The organism is Pseudomonas sp. HS6 (genome assembly GCF_023375815.1).
GTDB lineage: Bacteria > Pseudomonadota > Gammaproteobacteria > Pseudomonadales > Pseudomonadaceae > Aquipseudomonas.
Window position 1 is genome coordinate 2,275,224 of sequence record NZ_CP067412.1, and the last position, 17,440, is coordinate 2,292,663.

The 17,440-nt window shown below is 54.9% G+C and carries 22 protein-coding genes; 12 read left to right on the forward strand and 10 right to left on the reverse strand.

Going from position 1 to position 17,440, the window contains the following annotated elements:
- Nucleotides 1-54 precede the first annotated feature (54 nt).
- The 5 genes from JJN09_RS10475 to JJN09_RS10495 form a co-directional block, all read right to left on the reverse strand.
- The gene (locus JJN09_RS10475) at nucleotides 55-414 is read right to left on the reverse strand and encodes a hypothetical protein (RefSeq protein ID WP_249490057.1); all 360 of its coding nucleotides are present in this window, start codon (nucleotides 412-414) and stop codon (nucleotides 55-57) included.
- Nucleotides 407-2,623 (reverse strand): VapE domain-containing protein, encoded by a 2,217-nt coding sequence (locus tag JJN09_RS10480; protein ID WP_249490058.1) that lies wholly within the window; start codon nucleotides 2,621-2,623, stop codon nucleotides 407-409. The genes JJN09_RS10475 and JJN09_RS10480 overlap by 8 nt, the downstream gene beginning before the upstream one ends.
- Nucleotides 2,613-2,840 carry a TraR/DksA family transcriptional regulator gene (locus tag JJN09_RS10485; protein ID WP_249490059.1) on the reverse strand — a complete coding sequence of 76 codons (228 nt, stop codon included), beginning with the start codon at nucleotides 2,838-2,840 and terminating at the stop codon, nucleotides 2,613-2,615. Before JJN09_RS10485 ends, JJN09_RS10480 begins: the two co-directional genes overlap by 11 nt.
- Nucleotides 2,833-3,351, reverse strand: a complete 519-nt coding sequence (locus JJN09_RS10490) for a phage regulatory CII family protein (RefSeq protein ID WP_249490060.1) — start codon at nucleotides 3,349-3,351, stop codon at nucleotides 2,833-2,835. Before JJN09_RS10490 ends, JJN09_RS10485 begins: the two co-directional genes overlap by 8 nt.
- 330 nt (nucleotides 3,352-3,681) lie before the next feature.
- A complete protein-coding gene (locus JJN09_RS10495) occupies nucleotides 3,682-3,942 on the reverse strand; it encodes a hypothetical protein (protein ID WP_249490061.1) in 261 nt (86 codons plus the stop codon).
- A 79-nt stretch (nucleotides 3,943-4,021) separates the two neighbouring features.
- Between JJN09_RS10495 and JJN09_RS10500 the strand changes: the two genes are divergently transcribed.
- Nucleotides 4,022-4,753 carry a LexA family transcriptional regulator gene (locus JJN09_RS10500; RefSeq protein ID WP_249490062.1) on the forward strand — a complete coding sequence of 244 codons (732 nt, stop codon included), beginning with the start codon at nucleotides 4,022-4,024 and terminating at the stop codon, nucleotides 4,751-4,753.
- Between the two features lie 13 nt (nucleotides 4,754-4,766).
- Here the strand turns inward: JJN09_RS10500 and JJN09_RS10505 are convergent, their stop codons facing one another.
- Nucleotides 4,767-5,381: an HIT family protein gene (locus JJN09_RS10505; RefSeq protein ID WP_249490063.1), complete on the reverse strand. Its 615-nt coding sequence runs from the start codon at nucleotides 5,379-5,381 to the stop codon at nucleotides 4,767-4,769.
- A 19-nt stretch (nucleotides 5,382-5,400) separates the two neighbouring features.
- The gene (locus JJN09_RS10510; RefSeq protein ID WP_249490064.1) at nucleotides 5,401-6,051 is read right to left on the reverse strand and encodes a hypothetical protein; all 651 of its coding nucleotides are present in this window, start codon (nucleotides 6,049-6,051) and stop codon (nucleotides 5,401-5,403) included.
- A gap of 369 nt (nucleotides 6,052-6,420) precedes the next feature.
- On the opposite strand from JJN09_RS10510, the gene JJN09_RS10515 reads away from it, so the two are divergent.
- The 6 genes from JJN09_RS10515 (at nucleotide 6,421) to JJN09_RS10540 (ending at nucleotide 9,220) form a co-directional block, all read left to right on the forward strand.
- Nucleotides 6,421-7,011, forward strand: a complete 591-nt coding sequence (locus JJN09_RS10515; protein WP_249490065.1) for a hypothetical protein — start codon at nucleotides 6,421-6,423, stop codon at nucleotides 7,009-7,011.
- A gap of 10 nt (nucleotides 7,012-7,021) precedes the next feature.
- A complete protein-coding gene (locus tag JJN09_RS10520) occupies nucleotides 7,022-7,306 on the forward strand; it encodes a phage antirepressor KilAC domain-containing protein (RefSeq protein ID WP_163974171.1) in 285 nt (94 codons plus the stop codon).
- 158 nt (nucleotides 7,307-7,464) lie between these two features.
- On the forward strand, nucleotides 7,465-7,782 hold the full coding sequence (locus tag JJN09_RS10525) for a pyocin activator PrtN family protein (RefSeq protein WP_249490066.1): 318 nt from the start codon (nucleotides 7,465-7,467) through the stop codon (nucleotides 7,780-7,782).
- Between the two features lie 58 nt (nucleotides 7,783-7,840).
- Nucleotides 7,841-8,320: a hypothetical protein gene (locus JJN09_RS10530; protein WP_249490067.1), complete on the forward strand. Its 480-nt coding sequence runs from the start codon at nucleotides 7,841-7,843 to the stop codon at nucleotides 8,318-8,320.
- Nucleotides 8,317-8,925 (forward strand): hypothetical protein, encoded by a 609-nt coding sequence (locus JJN09_RS10535; protein WP_249490068.1) that lies wholly within the window; start codon nucleotides 8,317-8,319, stop codon nucleotides 8,923-8,925. The genes JJN09_RS10530 and JJN09_RS10535 overlap by 4 nt, the downstream gene beginning before the upstream one ends.
- Nucleotides 8,926-8,950: 25 nt before the next feature.
- Entirely contained in the window at nucleotides 8,951-9,220 is a 270-nt protein-coding gene (locus JJN09_RS10540; protein ID WP_249490069.1) for a pyocin activator PrtN family protein, read from the forward strand.
- Between the two features lie 54 nt (nucleotides 9,221-9,274).
- Here the strand turns inward: JJN09_RS10540 and JJN09_RS10545 are convergent, their stop codons facing one another.
- Together JJN09_RS10545 and JJN09_RS10550 are read right to left on the reverse strand one after the other, a co-directional pair.
- On the reverse strand, nucleotides 9,275-9,553 hold the full coding sequence (locus tag JJN09_RS10545; RefSeq protein ID WP_249490070.1) for a DUF3892 domain-containing protein: 279 nt from the start codon (nucleotides 9,551-9,553) through the stop codon (nucleotides 9,275-9,277).
- Between the two features lie 64 nt (nucleotides 9,554-9,617).
- Nucleotides 9,618-10,742, reverse strand: coding sequence for a site-specific integrase (locus JJN09_RS10550; RefSeq protein ID WP_249490071.1), 1,125 nt, complete (start codon nucleotides 10,740-10,742; stop codon nucleotides 9,618-9,620).
- A gap of 102 nt (nucleotides 10,743-10,844) precedes the next feature.
- Between JJN09_RS10550 and dusA the strand changes: the two genes are divergently transcribed.
- Together dusA and JJN09_RS10560 are read left to right on the forward strand one after the other, a co-directional pair.
- Nucleotides 10,845-11,864, forward strand: a complete 1,020-nt coding sequence (gene dusA, locus JJN09_RS10555) for a tRNA dihydrouridine(20/20a) synthase DusA (protein ID WP_249490072.1) — start codon at nucleotides 10,845-10,847, stop codon at nucleotides 11,862-11,864.
- A 75-nt stretch (nucleotides 11,865-11,939) separates the two neighbouring features.
- Entirely contained in the window at nucleotides 11,940-12,320 is a 381-nt protein-coding gene (locus JJN09_RS10560) for a DUF2388 domain-containing protein (RefSeq protein WP_249490073.1), read from the forward strand.
- Here JJN09_RS10560 and JJN09_RS10565 read toward each other — a convergent pair whose 3' ends face one another.
- A complete protein-coding gene (locus tag JJN09_RS10565; RefSeq protein ID WP_249490074.1) occupies nucleotides 12,321-13,151 on the reverse strand; it encodes an undecaprenyl-diphosphate phosphatase in 831 nt (276 codons plus the stop codon).
- A gap of 505 nt (nucleotides 13,152-13,656) precedes the next feature.
- Here JJN09_RS10565 and JJN09_RS10570 point away from each other — a divergent pair.
- From JJN09_RS10570 to JJN09_RS10580, 3 genes are all read left to right on the forward strand, one after another.
- Nucleotides 13,657-14,397: a winged helix-turn-helix domain-containing protein gene (locus JJN09_RS10570; RefSeq protein WP_249490790.1), complete on the forward strand. Its 741-nt coding sequence runs from the start codon at nucleotides 13,657-13,659 to the stop codon at nucleotides 14,395-14,397.
- Between the two features lie 292 nt (nucleotides 14,398-14,689).
- The gene (locus tag JJN09_RS10575; RefSeq protein ID WP_249490075.1) at nucleotides 14,690-15,331 is read left to right on the forward strand and encodes a helix-turn-helix domain-containing protein; all 642 of its coding nucleotides are present in this window, start codon (nucleotides 14,690-14,692) and stop codon (nucleotides 15,329-15,331) included.
- A gap of 382 nt (nucleotides 15,332-15,713) precedes the next feature.
- The gene (locus JJN09_RS10580) at nucleotides 15,714-17,108 is read left to right on the forward strand and encodes an undecaprenyl-phosphate glucose phosphotransferase (protein WP_249490076.1); all 1,395 of its coding nucleotides are present in this window, start codon (nucleotides 15,714-15,716) and stop codon (nucleotides 17,106-17,108) included.
- Nucleotides 17,109-17,440: the final 332 nt, after the last annotated feature.

Below are 17,440 nucleotides of genomic sequence, written 5' to 3' on the forward strand. Positions count from 1 at the left end.
GCAGCGGGACAAGACGGGCCAGTGGGACGAAAACAGCCGGACGGATGCCAAGGGTCACGCAGCCAACCCCATCATCACCCCGAAGATCTGCAGGTGTGCGTCATGCAAACGCTGGTAGTACGTGTCACGGCCACAACCGCAGTGCGCGTACCGCAAGCGCATATCAACATCGAGCGTGCAGTAATGCTCCCGCACAACCGTCACCAGCTCGGGCGCCAGATGCTTGTTCACAATCAGCTCGATGTCGAGAGAACTCTCCAGCGGCGCACGAAAGGCCCGCCGTCCACGGATCAGTTGCCCATTACTCTCCATCATCATGGCAACCATATTCCCCCCAGCGAGCCCCCCTTTCGAATGTTCAGAATGCAGCTCCTGCGCCCACAACCGAAGCAGCGAATCGATCTCCTTAATCAAAGCAAGGCTCCTCAATTGGTTCCCGCTTCAACGCCGAAGCCCCACCCCACCCGGCCGGCTTCTTGTATGCCCACGGCCGCTGACCACTCTTCACCAACGGAGGCATCCGAACACGCCGCCATCCCAACCGATGCATGATCGCCCCGACGCGCATCTGCTCCGGCTTACCCCAATGCCCGAAGTCCAACTTCAACGCACTGGTCAGCACGTCACTGCCGGTGGTGGTCTCGCCGATCTGGGATTCTTCCAACCAAGTCAGAATCGGCCCTTCCCACTCGTCCACCACAAAGCGCTCGTCCTGTTCCTCGCCGAACATCGCCGCCTCATCCAGCGTCACCCACCAAAGGTCGCCCGCGTCGTAACAGAACACCGCCTCGGCCCACAGCTGATCGCGGATCGAACGCAACAGCTCAAGATCCACTTTTGTGCACGCCACCGGCCAATAACGGCGGTTACCGGTCGCGTCCTTCAGGTACTCGTCTTGGTTCGTCGTCCCAACGAACACGCACTGACGCGGTACGTCCATCGTGCGACGGCCGTAACTCTCACGGTAAGTATCGATGGACGCCGAGAAAAACTGCTTGGCCTTGGTACTCTCGGCCTTGTTGAAACTATCCAGCTCGCCCAGCTCGACGATCCACTTGCCCCGGATCGCCTGAAACCCGTCCTTGTCGCCCAGCGCGAACGGCGTATCCATGAACCACTCGCCGCCGAGAATACTCATCGCCGTCGACTTACCGGCGCCCTGCGCACCCTCAAGAATCATCACGGAGTCAGCCTTGCAGCCCGGCTTCATTACCCGCGCCACGGCCGACAACATCCAGCGCTTACCGACCTTGCTCGAGTAATCGGTAGCGTTCACGCCCATGACGTCCGTGAGCCAGCTTTCCAGGCGCGGCACGCGATCCCACTCAAGCTTGCGGAGGTACTGCCGCACCGGATGGAACGCATGGTCATGCGCAACCACACTCACCGCCTCGATCACATGCGACGCCTTCACCCGCAAGTTGTACTGCTGCGCGAGCCACTTCATCACCCGCACATCATCTATGTCCGCCCAATCGCCCGTGCCGCCGCCATAAGGCGCCGCACGCAGCTTCACGATCTTCGAACTGAACGCGCTGTAACTGATCACCCCGGCCCAACGTTCATCGTTGGCCAGGATCAACTCGACGTTCTGCATGTGCGCGATCAACGCCCCGCTCTCGCTTCGAGCCAGCATGTCTTTCCAGCCACCAGCGGCCGGCGGCTTGACGACCGCCAACACCTGACGGCGCACGGCCTCCAAACCTTCGGCGACATGCAGGTCGTTGAAGTCAGTCCACTTGATCTCCCGCTCACCGGAAAAGATCGGCGCAACCACTTGGCCACCGACAATCAGCGCCGCGTTACTGGCCTTCTCTTCACCAGGGTTCCAGGCATCACCGTTGGGCTTCGTGGTCTTCCAGTCATCGTCCCGGCAGATAATCAGCGGGCAGCCAGCAAAGCGCTCACGCATCGCCTTGCACACCACCAGCAAGTTGCCGGCGTCAAACGCGATGGCCACGGTCAGCGACGTCGCCATATGCAGGCTTGCGCCCGTGGCATAGCCCTCACATACCAGCACTGGCTCGCCCGGATCTGGATGCGGACCGATTAGGTGAAAGGCGCCCTCCTTCGACATCCCGTAGGGCCAATACGACTTGTCCCGGCCGGTGTCTTCCTGCTTGGTTGGAAACACCACCTGCAGGCCGACAATCTCGTCACGCACGTTGGACATCGGCACTAGGAACGCACCGGTGCGCGGCGCATACCGAACACCGACACCAACGATCTGCTTACGATCCAGATAGTCGCTACGGCCCTTCTCCGGCATGCGCTTGAACATCCCCGCCGCCCGCTTGGCCGCACGACGCGCCGCACTAGCCGCTATCTCAGCAGCCCGGCGTTTCGCCTCCTCCTGCCGAGCGCGCATGACCTCACGCTCTTCCGGCGACATCCGCCCGGCCTTGACCTTGATCTTCTGCGACTCACCCGAACGCCAATCTCCGAATGCGCCAAAAATCAGCGTTTCACCCTTCTCGGTACGATGCTCATGAGCGATATACCAGCCGTTCTTTTCCTTGCCCTTGTCCTGCGCCGTCTTGCACCGGGTGAGCTTACCGAACACCAATGGCTGTGCAGGCTCAAGCCCATAATCGGCGAATTGCCCCATAACCTCATCCAGCATGGCGAGCCCCCTTCAGTTCGTCGACAGAAAGGCATTCCACGCATTGCGTGCAGCCGGGCTGCGCCAAACGACGGGCCTCAGGGATCGGGTCATCACACGTTTCGCAGAACAGAAACGAATGCGCCGCCAAAGCAGGCTTGGCGGCGTTGCGAGCAGCGAGCGCTTGATCGATACGCTCTTGCACCAGGTCATTAGCGAAGTCAGCGATATCAGCCACGATCAACACCCCGCGTTGTCTGGTTGACATACGTGGCGCGATTGAACAGCCCCAACAACCCCTGAATCCCACGAAACACCTGTAGGCGTATCGCGGCCAGCTCCTCATCAGTGACGACACCGTCACCAATGCTCTTGGCCCAGGTGTCCGCCAGATCCGCCACCTTGCGGAAGTATTCCGCGATACCGGTGGTCAACGTCTCGGGCATGTCGTTGGTGTAAGCCTCGGCCAGCTCCTGCCAGGTCGTGTCACCGACCAACGCATGCACCGCATCCAGAATGCGGCGATCCTTGGTCAGCTCCAGAATCTCGCCGAACTCTTGAATGTTCACCGTGTGGCTTGGGTGGGTTGGGGAAAGCTTGTGCTGCAGCGTGGTCGCATTTCGGCCGGTGGTGGCGGCGATGGCTGCGGCGCCGCCGGGGTAGTCCCGTGCGGCGTGGTAAAGCGCGAGATCGAGCGGCAGAACTTCCCGCTGCGCCCGGTCTAGAGAGCTCAGAATGATACGGCTCATGGCATTAATCCTTGTAAGTTGCCAGTGCCGCGCGACATGCAGTGGTGATACATTTGCCGCGTGGCTTGAAAGGGCCCAAACGCCGGCTAGATCTTCGGGATCGATACCGGCACCGTGCCGGGGCGAACAATCCGTTGTTCACCCCAGGCGCAACAGCTGCCCAATCTGTGGTGGAAAAGGCAGCAACACCAAGGCTTCCGAGCCTTGGAAAGCGCGATAGAGAGAGTTGGTTGCATGTGGTGTGCCCGCCTACCTTTATCGCGACCCGATAGCGCTGTGGTGGTGCGTGTCGGGAGGAACTTGGCGACCTCTGGGTCGCCTTTTTTCTTGCTACGCAGCAGCTTTATGAGGGGCCGAAGCGTTCAACAGCCAAGCTACTTGGAAGGCATTGCCTTTCTGCTTTGCAGCTGTCGCCAAGAGCTCGGCGTATTTGGTTTCACCTGTGTAGTCCGTTCGCGGCAAGCACGCAGCCTGACGCCATTTGTTCAACGCCTGATAGCTTCTATTGCATACCTTGGCGGCGGCCCCGATGCCGCCTACGGCTTCAAACGCGAATGCAATCGCGCTCGGAAAATCTGCGGGGTCCAACATGACAGCCTCCACTTATCAACTTGCGGTTGATGTTATAGATCAACTGACTATTGCGCAACCTTTGTGAGACTCTCAACCAATGGTTGATAAAAACTCTCTTCGCGCAGCTTTCAGCGAGCGCCTACACGAAGCCCTCAACGATGCCGGCGTACGCAGCCGGGGACGTGGCGTGGACATACATCGTCAGTTGAAAACTATGGGAGTGGATAAAACCACGCAGGCAGTCAGTAAATGGCTGAATGGTGAAGCAATGGCTGAAGCAGACAGCATGGCTGCGCTCTGCTCATGGCTGAAGGTACGCCGTGAATGGTTAGAGTATGGAGTGCTACCGAAGGAACAGACTGGTGGGGGGAACGTTCATCGGATGATGGCTAACCATGAGAGTAATATCAGCGAAATCAACCAGCGCTTTGGAAAAGTTCCTCTAATTTCCTGGGTACAGGCAGGTGCGTGGTGCGAGGCAGTCTCAAATATTGACGACTACGATACGGCCTCATGGCTATCTTGCCCGGTCCCTATCAGCAATCAAGGTTATGCCTTAAAAGTTCTCGGAGACTCAATGACAAATCCTGGCCCAGGACGAAGCTATCCTACCGGATGTATAATTTTTGTTGATCCTGAGGCAGAGACTAAAACAGGCGATAGAGTAATTGCCAGGGTTCCACGCACCAATGAAGCCACATTCAAAATACTAGTATCAGATGCTGGACGGCAATTTCTGAGGCCCATCAATCCTCAATATCCGATAATTGATATTACTGAAGAAACACATATTTGCGGAAAGGTAGTAGGGTCATTCATACCTGAGTAACAGTATATTCCGTTTACGTGACTGAAAAAAACCTCCCGTAATTCTCTAGCACCTTGAGGACGCCTTCATAATTGTTGTGCCTACGCCAATTCCAGAACCTAACATCACCTATGGCGACCGAATAAATATACCTTAAAAATTGCGATGGCAACTGTGGTGCATTACACAAGTAAGGTTTACCGTCAGCGCTCATATACCAGACATAGCCTTTACCAGCATCGGCCTTTTCATACCAGCCGTTTCTGCTCTCTTGAAAGTCCACTTCATCAAACAAACGACTCTCAAACTCTTCAGACTCATATACACAATGTATATGAGCGTGAACTATACAACCTCCAGAGTGGTTCGTAGAAACGCCCGCACCACTCTCAAAAAAAACCAGCCGTCTTCCAAAATTCGCGGAAGCATATGAAATCAAATTCTTCATAATCTCATTTACTTGCTCGAGTTCCGACACAGAAAGCACCGAAAAATTATTCAAATGTCTCTTGGGAACAATCATCACATGCGAATCATTCAGAGGACCAATGCTCGGAATAACTACAAAGTCTTCACTCGCAAAAATGATGTTTTTTCCACTCGATATTAATTGTTGATACCGAGGATCGCATCCCTCAAGGGCTTGCAATTTAAGTTCTCGACAAACGTTACAATTTTGCATCATCAGCACTCGAATTTTGAGTCGAATTATTTTCTCTATCAACTTCCGCACTATTGCCTTTCAATTTTGGCAAAAGGTCTTCCGCCCAAGCCGCCAGACGACTCAGCACTAGATCAGAGAAATATCCAAACAAAAAACAAACCGAGAACGCTGCACTCGCCGCACCAGAGCCTTTTAACACAATAGGGAACACACCTGAAGCAACTAAAATATACGTTACAAAGGCAACCAAACTGGAAAGAAAGGGAGTCAAAATCCTCCAGTAAAACTTATGGCATTGCCACTTTTGTTTATGCTGATCATTCTTACCTCTTGCTGTAACCCTGTAAAACCACTTCGTGTCATATACCCAGCCACCTAAAAAACCACCAAGCAGGGAAAACACGAAAACCTTATTTCTATACTCCATAGGAATAAAATTAAATTGAATCGCCAACATCAAAAATGCTACGGCAAGAAATAGCAGAACCAAGTAGCAAAACTCGAATTTTATCTGACTATCATCATTCTTAAAAAAAGGAACACAGCCTCGCCCGTCTACGCCATCACTTCCACTATTCCCGCTATCCGTGCTACCTACCGATGGCTCTGACATCGCATTATCCCTTTCGCCAAGTATTTTAGGAAATTCAATCACGCATTTTCGACTATCACTATGCCAAACATCAATCGCTATTTAGAGCCTATACGGCCGCATGCTTGAATTTAGGTTTCTAGCCGACTCAATGTCATGACAAAAAATTTCCACACCAACAAAATCAACCTATAGTTGACATTGCACAACCAAAGGTTGATATTTATCTCACTCTTCCACCACAGAGCGAGGCAAAACCATGCACACCACAACAACCCTGCACGTCCACCCAACCGCTACTGACCCCTCCCGAATCTTCGAGATACGCCGCTTGGCCCGCAAGAGCGGCTGCTCGTTTGTCACCAGCAAACCGAAGCAGCAACAACTCACCGCCCCCACTCCATTCGATTCAAACGGCGGAGGGCACGCAGCATGATCAGGTACAAAATCGACAACCGCACGCTCCAGTTGCTCAATGCACAGGTCAATCTGACCGAGACCTTCAACCACGTCCTCCGGACAGCGCCCAAGCGTGAATGCCTGGCGTTCCGTCTCAAGGTCGAGCGAGGCACAACCGAGAGTACCTTCGTCGTTGTATTGGGGTGCGAACGCCACACGCTGACCCTGCAGAACGACAAGAAAACGCACCTCAAGCTGGCCGACTTTATCGAAGAAATCGCCAATGGCCCGTTCGACGCGAGCAACACCAGCGACCTGGTGCACCGCCCGCACGCCAGTCGCGAATATGGCTGCTTCGAGGTCTCCGACAAGCAGCGCGTTTTCGAGCTGGTACGCACCGGCGGCGTGCTAAGCGTCGACATGGGCTTCGACTATCCCATTCAGGTCGCGCTGCATCGCACCCAATCGCGCTCAGGTGTCACCACCATCCTGAGCATCGGTAACAAAAGCCCGCACACCCGCTGCTTCACCGCGTACGGCACCGATGTCGAGATCTACGGCAAGGTCACCGAGTCCATCAACCACCTCGCTGCAGCGGCCACCCCGGCCGCGCACGTGGCATGAGGAGGACGCTATGGAACGCAACCTCGCCCAAGCCGCAACCCAACTCGGCCTCACCCGGCCAAAGCTCATCGCTCGCATGCGGGAAAAAGGCCTGCTGAACGAGAGGAACCTACCGGCCTACCCCAACCGCGACCGCGATTACCTGCGTATCAAGGACGGCCAGTGGTACCACGACCAACTCGGCATGCAGTACAGCCAGTCGACCAGGGTGAAACAACCCGGCATCCGCTGGCTGGCCGAACAGTTGGGCATCGACCTGCCTGCCATCCCGGCAGACAACCGTGACGTGGCCTAGGGAATACGCCCGCCAGATCATCGCCATGCGGACACGAGAGGAGCGCAACACCGCGCTCCTCGAAGTGCCCGAACATCTGCGCGAGCTGACCAGAACCCACTGTCTGAACGCCTGGAACCACCCGGCCAGGAAACAACGCAAGGAGGCCCAACAAAGCCATGAGTAACACTGCACAAAACCCGCTGCGCCTGCACCCGGCACCGGAGTCAGCCACCGTCGAGCTGCTCTTTCGCACCTTTGGCGACGTTCTGATCCCGCTCGACAGAGTTCGCGAACGCTACTTTCGCAACCTCAACGAGCAATCGTTCGCGGCCGAAATCAGCAGCGGCCGCATCCAGCTCCCCATAACCACACTGGACACCAGCCGCAAGGCTCCGAAGTACGCACACATCCGGCACGTCGCCTCACTGATCGACATCCGCGCCTACAAGGCCGACGAAGACATGCAGCGACAGCAGGACGACACCAACGAGTAACAACCACAAACCAAGCGGCTGCCACCACCGGCCGATGACATCACCAGGAGCACACCACATGACTGCAATTCAAATCTGCGCGCTGATAGCAATCGTCCTCATGACCGCCGGCATTTACTGGCTCGCCTACCGGAACGGATTCAACAACGGCCATGACGAGGGCCAATCACAGGGCTACAGCGAAGGCTATGACGTTGGCGGCTGTGTTGGGTATCGAGATGGAATGGATGAAGGCAAAGCCATTCAGCGATCTGAAAGCTGGGAAGAGAACCGTAACCTGGAACTCGCCCTCTGCCGGGCCAATGACCAACGCGAGAAACTTTACGCCCATTACGAGCGCGCCCTCGCTGCGTCAAAAATGGGTGAACAGGAACGACTCACCTTACTGGAAATCGCCGAAAAACTTCGGATCGCATCCGAGACATTCAGCGCCTTTCGCACCGGCAAAAAGCTGGAACGCGACACACGCACCCTCCGCGACCAAGCGCTCGCCTTGGCTGCCCTGCTGCAGCCGGTAGATCAGGAGAGCGCCGCATGAGCCAAGTTCGCTCCCAACCCCACAGCCACCGCAACCCGGCTCACGCCTCATCAGCGGCTGATGAACCAACGCGCAATCGAACCTCGGAGGAAAGCGGCATGCAAAAGGACCAGCACAACACCCAATCCCCGACCGCTTTGCTCCGCGAGGAAGTCAGCGTCGACGCACCAGAAACAAACAGCCTCTGCTGCGCAGCAGCAGGCATTATTGCTCCTTCCAGCAGCACCACCGAGGCGCTTATACCCCACGAAAAGCTGCGCGAGGCAGCCACACCCAATGCAACGCTAACCGCTCAAAATCGCCCGCCCGCGCAGCTTGCTGTGGGGTATACGCACACTGACAGCAACTCTGAAAGTCCATCACAAGAAGCCGTCGACGAAGTGCAGATCGACGAGCGCGTCGAGTTCGAGAAAGAGTTCCCTGTCCCCGAGGGCCTGCAGTACTGTGCCCAGCGAGGCACCTACATTACCGCACCAAGTGTGAAGACATCCGACTCGTTCGCTCGTGAGCATTACGCATACCGAGCTGGCTTCGCAGCTTGGATGCGCAGAGCGTGGAAGCACACCGCACTCGTTGACCAGCAAGCCAAAGGAGTTCGCCGGTGAGCACATCCACACAAGAGGTATCGCAATGAATACCTTGTTTTTACTGATGGCTCAGTACGATGGGCAGGCCGTAATTCCGCTTGATCGAGTGTGTACGGATTATATGCATTTAACGGTGGAAAAATTTAAACGTAAACAATTAGATGGAGAGATCGACATTCCCGTTGTGCGTTTGGGGGCTAACTCTCAGAAAGCTGCGCTCGGTATTCACTTAAAGGACCTTGCGGATTACATCGATCGGCAGCGAGAAAAAGCCACCAGAGAGCAAAACCAACTTATGGGCAGAGCTGCGTAGGAGTGGGCAGACTGGGGGCTGATGTGCAGGAGTTTCACCGCCCCCTCTTTACGATTAGATTTTAACCGTAGGCAAACTTTCCAAATTATCTTCTTCGCGAGTATTGGCTACCGTACGCAAAAAAGATTCTTCATACACTTCAACCTTTGCCCCCAATACCCATTTTTCATCGCGCTCAAACAGAGTATGAACCGCTGCCCCTTGGTTAATCATTTGAGCAACAAACTCCCTCCTAACCCAATACCGGTACTTCTCCCCCTTGCCATAAATAGCGACTTCAACAATGTTGCCTGTACCGCTGTCTTTCTTAATCTGCTTTATATAAAACTGCATAGTCACATCCCTTTAAAAATATCCTGCGGCTTAGATTTGGGCATAGATCCAAAATAATTCAAGGCTACGGATTTTTTTCTTTCCCTAAGCAATTGCTCATTTGGGTCGCCACCTGCACCCAAGGAACATTTTTATAGCGATCACCACGGCCACGAAGGTGCGTATAACGTCGCAAGGAATTCCAATCCCTGTGTCCTGAAACACTCGAAACCCTAGGAATGTCCCAGTCCATCTCGAACAGGCGGCTCACCCCTTCGTGCCTTAGATCATGGAAGTGCAGGTCCTCAATCCCCAGCAACGGGCATGCCCGCGTGAACGATGCGGATACGGATCTGGAGTTGTACGGAAATATCTCCCGCTCAGTCCTGGGCATGCTCTGTAGGATCGCCCAGGCCTCATCGGGCAGATGGCACCACACGTCGTTACCGATCTTCTGTCCGGGGTTCTTCATATCACGCACCAGGACGGCCTGCCGGGACTCGTCGAGATCATCCCAGCGAATCCGAGTGATCTCCTCCTGCCGGCGCGTCGAGAAGAGAGCAAACGCAATCATCTTCGGCATGCTGATCGACTCAGGTCGACGAACCTGCATTTCGAAAAAGTGCTTCATCAACCTATCCAACTCATCGAGCGTCGGCCGACGGTTGCGCTCTTTGCTCTTGCTCACCATACCTAGCTTTCGTAACACCTTGCGCGCGTCGGGCATGGCCAGCGGATCTACCTCGTAGCCCCATGCCGGTCGCGCCACGGACAGAACCGCGCCCAGGTGGGAGAGATCATTACCGACTGTCTGCGCCTGAACACCCCCACCCTCTTTACTAATCCGCCACTGTGCGAATTCCACCAGCTTCTGACTGGTCAAAGCCGAGTCGTCGAGGTCGCCCAACCAGGTATCCTTGATCGCCTTCAAAGTCGCATTCTTGGTCTTGCCCAGTGGCCGGATCTTCTCGTACTCGTCCAGGTACTGCTCAATCATCTTTCTGATCGTCACACCCTTACGATTTGCACGCTCAATTGCACCCGGCTCTGCCAGCTCCGTCTCACGCCGTTTGATCCAAGCCTGCGCGACCTGCTTTCGGTCGAAGGTTTGGCTTTCCTGATAAACTGTGCGCCCGTCCCGATTGATCCGTATCTGCGCCGTGTAGGCCGTCGAGTTGTCCTTGCGCTTGCGTGATGTGATCGTGCCCATTTCCAGTTGCTACATTGCCGAATTCGCTTGCTACATTGTAGCAAGCGACCTCAGAAAACAAGGAAAAATGGGTAAAAACCGCTGTATAAAAGATCAGTATCAATGAATTTCGAAAAACCTGAAGCGCCCAAAAACACTAGCCATACCCGTTCCGAGCCATCTCGCCGCTTCAGTGTGGCTCCGATGATGGATTGGACTGACCGTCACTGCCGGTTCTTCCTACGCCTGCTGTCGAAAAACGCCCTGCTCTACACCGAAATGGTCACCACCGGCGCGCTGCTGAACGGCGATCACGAACGTTTCCTCCGTCACAACGAAGCCGAGCACCCGCTGGCTCTGCAGCTGGGCGGTAGTGTTCCGTTGGACCTGGCCGCCTGTGCGCGTATGGCGCAAGAGCACGGTTACGACGAGGTGAATCTGAACGTTGGCTGCCCGAGTGATCGGGTGCAGAACAATATGATCGGTGCGTGCCTGATGGGGCATCCGCAGTTGGTGGCGGATTGTGTGAAGGCGATGCGCGATGCGGTGTCGATTCCGGTGACGGTGAAGCATCGGATCGGGATCAATGGGCGGGACAGTTATGAGGAGCTGTGTGATTTCGTCGGCACGGTGCGGGATGCCGGGTGCACCAGTTTTACGGTGCATGCGCGGATTGCGATTCTGGAGGGGCTGTCGCCGAAGGAGAACCGGGACATTCCGCCGCTGCGTTATGACGTGGCGGCGCGGTTGAAGGCGGATTTTCCGGAGCTGGAGTTCATTCTGAACGGCGGGATCAAGACGATGGAGGCCTGCCATGAGCATTTGCAGACCTTTGACGGGGTGATGCTGGGTCGTGAGGCTTATCACAATCCGTATCTGCTGGCCGAGGTGGATCAGCAGTTGTTCGGCAGTTCGGCGCCGGTGATTACCCGGGCCGAGGCGTTGGCGCAGTTGCGGCCTTATATTGCCGAGCATCTAGCGACCGGCGGGGCGATGCATCACATCACGCGCCATGTGCTGGGCCTGGGCACCGGGTTCCCAGGAGCGCGCAAGTTTCGGCAGTTGTTGTCGGTGGATATTCACAAGGCCAAGGATCCGCTGGCGTTGCTGGATCAGGCGGCGGAGTTGCTGGCGGGTCGTTGATCGATGCGTTGAGCGTGCGGGCAACGAATGAGCGTTGCCCGGTGTTTTGTTGTACTGACAGGATGTCTTTTGTTTATGCCCGCGTTCAGCCGCGTTTTATTCAAGCGTTTCACCCTCCTCGCTTTACTCTCGACTCTCTATGCCAACGCCTACGCATCCTGCGATTTCGCGAAGGGGTGCGGTGAGGGGGGAGATGGCCCTTTTCAATCTACCCAGATGTCTGGTTTTCTGGTTTTCACGACGACGATGGTCACGGTCGACGGGATGTCGGACATTTCCGGACTGAAAAAACGTGTGTATTCGGTAGAGGAAATAGAAGCGGCACGTTATTTCCTCGCCAGCGACGGCATGCTGCAAGCCGCGTATTTCACCTCGGCGATGCAGCGTTTTCGTCAGGAATCGCCAGATACTGAGTTAAACGACCTAGCCGTCGCCGCGCTGATCAGCAGTCAGTAATCAGGCAGCCGCTTCCGTCCAGTTCACCCAGCCAAACACCCACGTCGCCAGGATCAGCAAGCCGAAGGCGATCCGGTACCATGCAAACGCGGCGTAGCTGTGGTTCGCAATGAACTTCAGCAAGCCGCGTACGGCGATCATCGCGAACACGAACGCGGTGACGAAGCCTAGCGCGAAGACCGGCAGGTCGCCCGCCTGGAACAGATCCCGGTACTTGTAGCCTGAATACACAGCGGCACCGACCATGGTCGGCATCGCCAGGAAGAACGAGAACTCCGTGGCCGCCTTACGCGACAGGCCGAACAGCAGGCCGCCGATGATGGTCGAGCCGGAGCGTGAGGTGCCTGGAATCATCGCCAGGCACTGTACGAAACCGATCTTCAGCGCGTCGGACCAGGCCATGTCGTCGACGTGCTCGACGCTCACCACATGATTCCGTTTTTCGGCCCACAACATCACGATGCCGCCCACCACCAACGCGACAGCAACGGTGATCGGGTTAAACAGGTAATGATGGATTACATCGGCGAATAACACACCAAGGACTACCGCTGGGAAGAATGCGATCATCAAATTAAGCGTGAATCGTTGCGCGTTGCGCTGGGTCGGCAGGCCTTTGACGATTTCGAAGATCTTCGGGCGAAACTCCCAGACGACGGCAAGAATGGCGCCCAGTTGAATAATGATGTTGAACGCCATGGCGCGTTCGCCACCAAAATCGAGCAAGTCGGCAACGATAATCTGGTGGCCCGTGCTGGAAATGGGCAAGAACTCGGTGAGACCTTCTACCGCACCTAAAATCAACACCTTAAACAAGGTCAGTAAATCCATTAATCCTCCGTCAGAACGCTCTCGAAGAGCGCCCGGTCAACTACACTCAAGCATTGGGTATCTGCAATTAAACAATTGGTAGATCAACGTCCATTGCTCGATTTGGTGACGGAGAATAGGTCTTATCAAAAGACACACTCAAGCCATGTTAATAATCGTCTGTCTGTGAACTTGTTCTCTTGGTGGCAAAAAAAACCGTCGCCACCTAAAATGTGATCCACCTCACATTCTCCGATCTCAAGCCACGATCAATAGTGGCCATAGGACATAAAACAGGTCGCCATAGTTACAAAATAGTGGCACCATTGCACATCGCCACCATCTAACGGCCTTCGCTTCGTTAGTTCACAGCCCCGAGAAAATCAACTAAAAGCTTGAAAAGCTTAATTATTGTTAGAAAACTCGGGAGCCACGTCTAAAAACCGCGTAAATGTTACCAATTGTCAGTCACAGATGAGAACCGGTGCTTTAACATCCCGATGTCAGCACTTTTTCGAGTCAACGCATCATGCTTACAGGGAACTTGGCGACTAACAGCCCACACCGGACAAACAACGAGCCAGGCGTTCTCACTCTGGCCCGTACCCGTGCTGTGGCTGAACATTTTAGAGCGTTGATCGCGCAGCATGTACAGACCGATCTGGCTCTAGAGGCCAACTCCTTCACTAGTTCATATCAGCAAAATGAATATCACGGCTCATACCGAGCCATCTTCATCATCATCGACACTCCCCAGGCACTCGAAGACAATCTGGCGCTGGTGGAAAACCTGCGCGCCGACAACTTGAAGCCAATCATTTGTGCGGTGATTACAGGGCGCGGTGCCTACAGCAAGATCAAATACCATCTTGCCGGAGCCGACTTCTGTATCAAGCTCAATACGCTTGCCGACGAAGGTGGCGAGTTGTTCGGTGAGTTCTTCAGCAGTGAAGAATGGCTCAGGGATATAGACCTGGTGCTGGACCCCACCCGTATCTGCCTGTCGGATACCAACCAGAAACTGGACATTTCCTTTGCCGAAATGAAGATTCTGGAAGCGTTTGCGCAGACCAGTAATCACATCCTCAGCCATGATGAAATCGCCAGCATCATGGGGCTCAACAGCAATTTCTACGATCCCCGGGCGCTGGAAAAATCCATCAGCCGCTTGCGTGGGAAAATCAAGGACGTGTACGGTACGAACGCCATACAGAGCATTCGCGGGTATGGCTACCGCCTGATGAGGGGGTTGATCTCGACCGCCTGAGTCAGGAAATCATCATTTGCAGCATACGAGGGAACGTCTGATGCAACGCTATGAAAATCCAACGTCTCACCGCTTTATCCGCAATACCTATCCAATAAAAAGCTGTCAATTGAATGAGCGCTGCAACACTTAAACATAACAATAAATCATTATTCTAAAAGCAGACCAAGTGGATCTTATCGCGGGCCATAATTGGGCCCAGACCCTGCCTGTCGATTATTTCCGAGCGCGTTATTACTCGTCTGCCGATTACCTTTTAGCCAAATTTGGTGCGTTATTTCAGGAGAGAGACATGGAAACCAGTACAACCCTCCCAAGAAAATATTTTGTTGTCGTGACCAATAACTCTGCGTCGCAGCGCGAACTCGAGAGCATTCTCTCCAGCGAGCGTTTCAATTCGTTTGGTACGTCTCAGGCACAGATGTTTGTTGAAGGTGTTGCTTCGCCCTCTTCCACTCCCACGCTGATGGAGTTCACTTACCCACGCGGCACAAGGAAAAGCGTCGCTCGCAGTATTGAACATGATACCCAGCGAATATTGGCCACCCTCGAGTCCGAATGGCTGGCTGCACAATCTACTCATTCATTCCAGAACACCCAGGCCATAACGTCGGACGTCGATAACACGTCCCGACCGGTCACAGAAGCCTGGCATCTCGATAATGATCAAGGCGTGCTCGTCCGGGACGATATCGAGATCAGTCTCACCGGCCTCGAAACCACACTGGTCAGGAAAATGCTGCACCATGAAGAACGCGTTGTCAGTCGCGACGATCTGATTCTCAGCATCGGTCGGGAACCGGAACAATATCGCGGTCTGGAGATGTGCTTGAGCCGGCTTCAAGACAAGTTCAAAAGTGCCAGTAACGGCGAACGATTGTTTCGCGCTGTCCGCAATCGCGGTTATTGCCTGATCCAGGAAGTTGTTGCATAAACACGGCTTCCACATCAATGAACAGAAGCAAGTGCAATTACAAAAATAAAAAAGCACTTTGCTTGGTTTAACCCTCCTTTGTCAGTAATGCCTCCCTCCTCACCCTTCCTACGATAGCAAACACAACAGGGATTATTAACCCTCCCCCTTCGACCTTTTCTAACGTTTGATATTCTTCAATTCAAATGATTGGCACATTGCCATCTTGTTAGAACTCGTCAGACAGCTTCTTCCCCAATAACTTAGTCTATTGATTGACGACAGTTCGGCATACCGATGTTGTTACCTCAGAACATGAGCACCCAAAACAAAAACAAGTCTGCTTAACAACTCGGATTTCAACTGTCGAAACCTGAATGGAAGTCTTTTGGGGATATCGCATATGGATCTCACTCTACGTATCAACCGAAACACCGGCCTCAAGGGACTTACCTTCTGGGGCCAATGGGCACTGGCACAGTGCTTTATTGTTTCACTGTTATTTATATTGGCTGAGCAGCACACAGGAACGGTCGAGTTCTATTACCGAATGTGCACCATGCTGGCTGTGTTGGCGTCGGTTCCGGCCTATACGTTCAGCGGCGCCTACCGAAAGCGAGACAACTACCTGACCGGTCTGGGACGTCTGTTCATGGGCTGGTCGATGACGATGGCCGGGCTGACGTTCATCGCGTTCATCTGCAAGGCCGATGAGCTGTTTTCGCGCCAGGTGATCCTTGACTGGGCGGTGTACGGTTTCCTCGGACAGGCCTTGCTGTATGCGCCGCTGCATGCGTTCTCCAAGTACTACCAGCGTTCCCGCAAAAGCGAGCACAAGACCCTGATCGTTGGTACTGGCGAACTGGCCCTGGGCCTGGCGAAGAAGCTCAGCGAACACGAAAACCTGCCGCTGGTGGGTCTGGTCAGCAACGGCAATCTGCCCGCTCTGGACGCGGACGCACCACGCGTCGTCGGCGATCAGGAAAACCTTCTGGAACTGATCAAACGCCACGACATCCGACGCCTGTACATCACGCTGTCGTTGTCCGAAGCGGCGAAGATCGAAGCGATGTATGTCGACCTGCTGGATGCCAACGTCGATGTGGTCTGGGTGCCGGATCTGAACAGCCTGACGCTGCTCAATCACTCGGTGAAAGTCGTGGACGGCCTGCCGGCGATCTATCTCAACGAAAGCCCGCTGACCAGCCGCCCGACCGCCGCCCTGAGCAAGAGCCTGATGGAGAAAAGCGTCGCGCTGCTGGCCATCGTGCTGTTGAGCCCGGTGCTACTGCTCATCTCCCTGGCGGTTAAGCTCAGCTCGCCGGGCCCGGTGTTCTTCAAACAGGATCGCCATGGCTGGAACGGCAAGGTGATTCAAGTCTGGAAGTTCCGCTCGATGCGCGTGCACGATGACCGCGACGTCAAGCAGGCCAGCCGCAACGACTCGCGCATCACCGCCGTCGGACGCTTCATCCGCCGCACTTCGCTGGACGAGCTGCCGCAACTGTTCAACGTGCTGCAAGGTCACATGGCACTGGTTGGCCCGCGTCCGCACGCCGTGGCGCACAACAACTACTACTCGGGGAAAATCCTCGCCTACATGGCGCGCCACCGAATCAAACCGGGCATCACTGGGCTGGCTCAAATCAGCGGCTGCCGTGGCGAGACCGATACCCTCGACAAGATGGAGAAGCGTGTCGAGATCGACCTCAAGTACATCAATAACTGGTCGCTGTGGCTGGATGTGAAGATCCTGGTGAAGACGCCGTTTACCCTGTTGTCGAAGGATATTTACTAAGACGCAGCGCTTCAGGAAGCAACACCGCAAGGGGACGAAAGTCCCCTTTTTTGTGGGCGGGATTTGGGGAGTTGCGGGAGACTTGCGATCGCGGTGGGCCAGTTGAAGAGATGTCGATTGAACTGACGTTATCGCTGGCAAGCCAGCTCCCACAGGGGCTTGTGGTGAAACACAAATCCCGATCCGACCACAATCACTGTGGGAGCTGGCTTGCCAGCGATAGCGCCGGGTCATTCAACACTGGACTTGAGCTCGCCGCCCCCCGCTCCCTCAACTGCGGTGAAAGCTCCAAAAAGACATCCACCACAAACAAAAACGGGAGCCGAAGGGCT

Coding starts and splice junctions, on each gene's coding strand:
- JJN09_RS10480 (WP_249490058.1), bottom strand. CDS start 2,623: ATGCTGGATGAGGTTATGGGGCAATTCGCCGATTATGGGCTTGAGCCT.
- JJN09_RS10490 (WP_249490060.1), bottom strand. CDS start 3,351: ATGAGCCGTATCATTCTGAGCTCTCTAGACCGGGCGCAGCGGGAAGTT.
- JJN09_RS10495 (WP_249490061.1), bottom strand. CDS start 3,942: ATGTTGGACCCCGCAGATTTTCCGAGCGCGATTGCATTCGCGTTTGAA.
- JJN09_RS10500 (WP_249490062.1), top strand. CDS start 4,022: ATGGTTGATAAAAACTCTCTTCGCGCAGCTTTCAGCGAGCGCCTACAC.
- JJN09_RS10515 (WP_249490065.1), top strand. CDS start 6,421: ATGATCAGGTACAAAATCGACAACCGCACGCTCCAGTTGCTCAATGCA.
- JJN09_RS10520 (WP_163974171.1), top strand. CDS start 7,022: ATGGAACGCAACCTCGCCCAAGCCGCAACCCAACTCGGCCTCACCCGG.
- JJN09_RS10525 (WP_249490066.1), top strand. CDS start 7,465: ATGAGTAACACTGCACAAAACCCGCTGCGCCTGCACCCGGCACCGGAG.
- JJN09_RS10530 (WP_249490067.1), top strand. CDS start 7,841: ATGACTGCAATTCAAATCTGCGCGCTGATAGCAATCGTCCTCATGACC.
- JJN09_RS10535 (WP_249490068.1), top strand. CDS start 8,317: ATGAGCCAAGTTCGCTCCCAACCCCACAGCCACCGCAACCCGGCTCAC.
- JJN09_RS10540 (WP_249490069.1), top strand. CDS start 8,951: ATGAATACCTTGTTTTTACTGATGGCTCAGTACGATGGGCAGGCCGTA.
- JJN09_RS10545 (WP_249490070.1), bottom strand. CDS start 9,553: ATGCAGTTTTATATAAAGCAGATTAAGAAAGACAGCGGTACAGGCAAC.
- JJN09_RS10550 (WP_249490071.1), bottom strand. CDS start 10,742: ATGGGCACGATCACATCACGCAAGCGCAAGGACAACTCGACGGCCTAC.
- dusA (WP_249490072.1), top strand. CDS start 10,845: ATGAATTTCGAAAAACCTGAAGCGCCCAAAAACACTAGCCATACCCGT.
- JJN09_RS10560 (WP_249490073.1), top strand. CDS start 11,940: ATGCCCGCGTTCAGCCGCGTTTTATTCAAGCGTTTCACCCTCCTCGCT.
- JJN09_RS10565 (WP_249490074.1), bottom strand. CDS start 13,151: ATGGATTTACTGACCTTGTTTAAGGTGTTGATTTTAGGTGCGGTAGAA.
- JJN09_RS10575 (WP_249490075.1), top strand. CDS start 14,690: ATGGAAACCAGTACAACCCTCCCAAGAAAATATTTTGTTGTCGTGACC.
- JJN09_RS10580 (WP_249490076.1), top strand. CDS start 15,714: ATGGATCTCACTCTACGTATCAACCGAAACACCGGCCTCAAGGGACTT.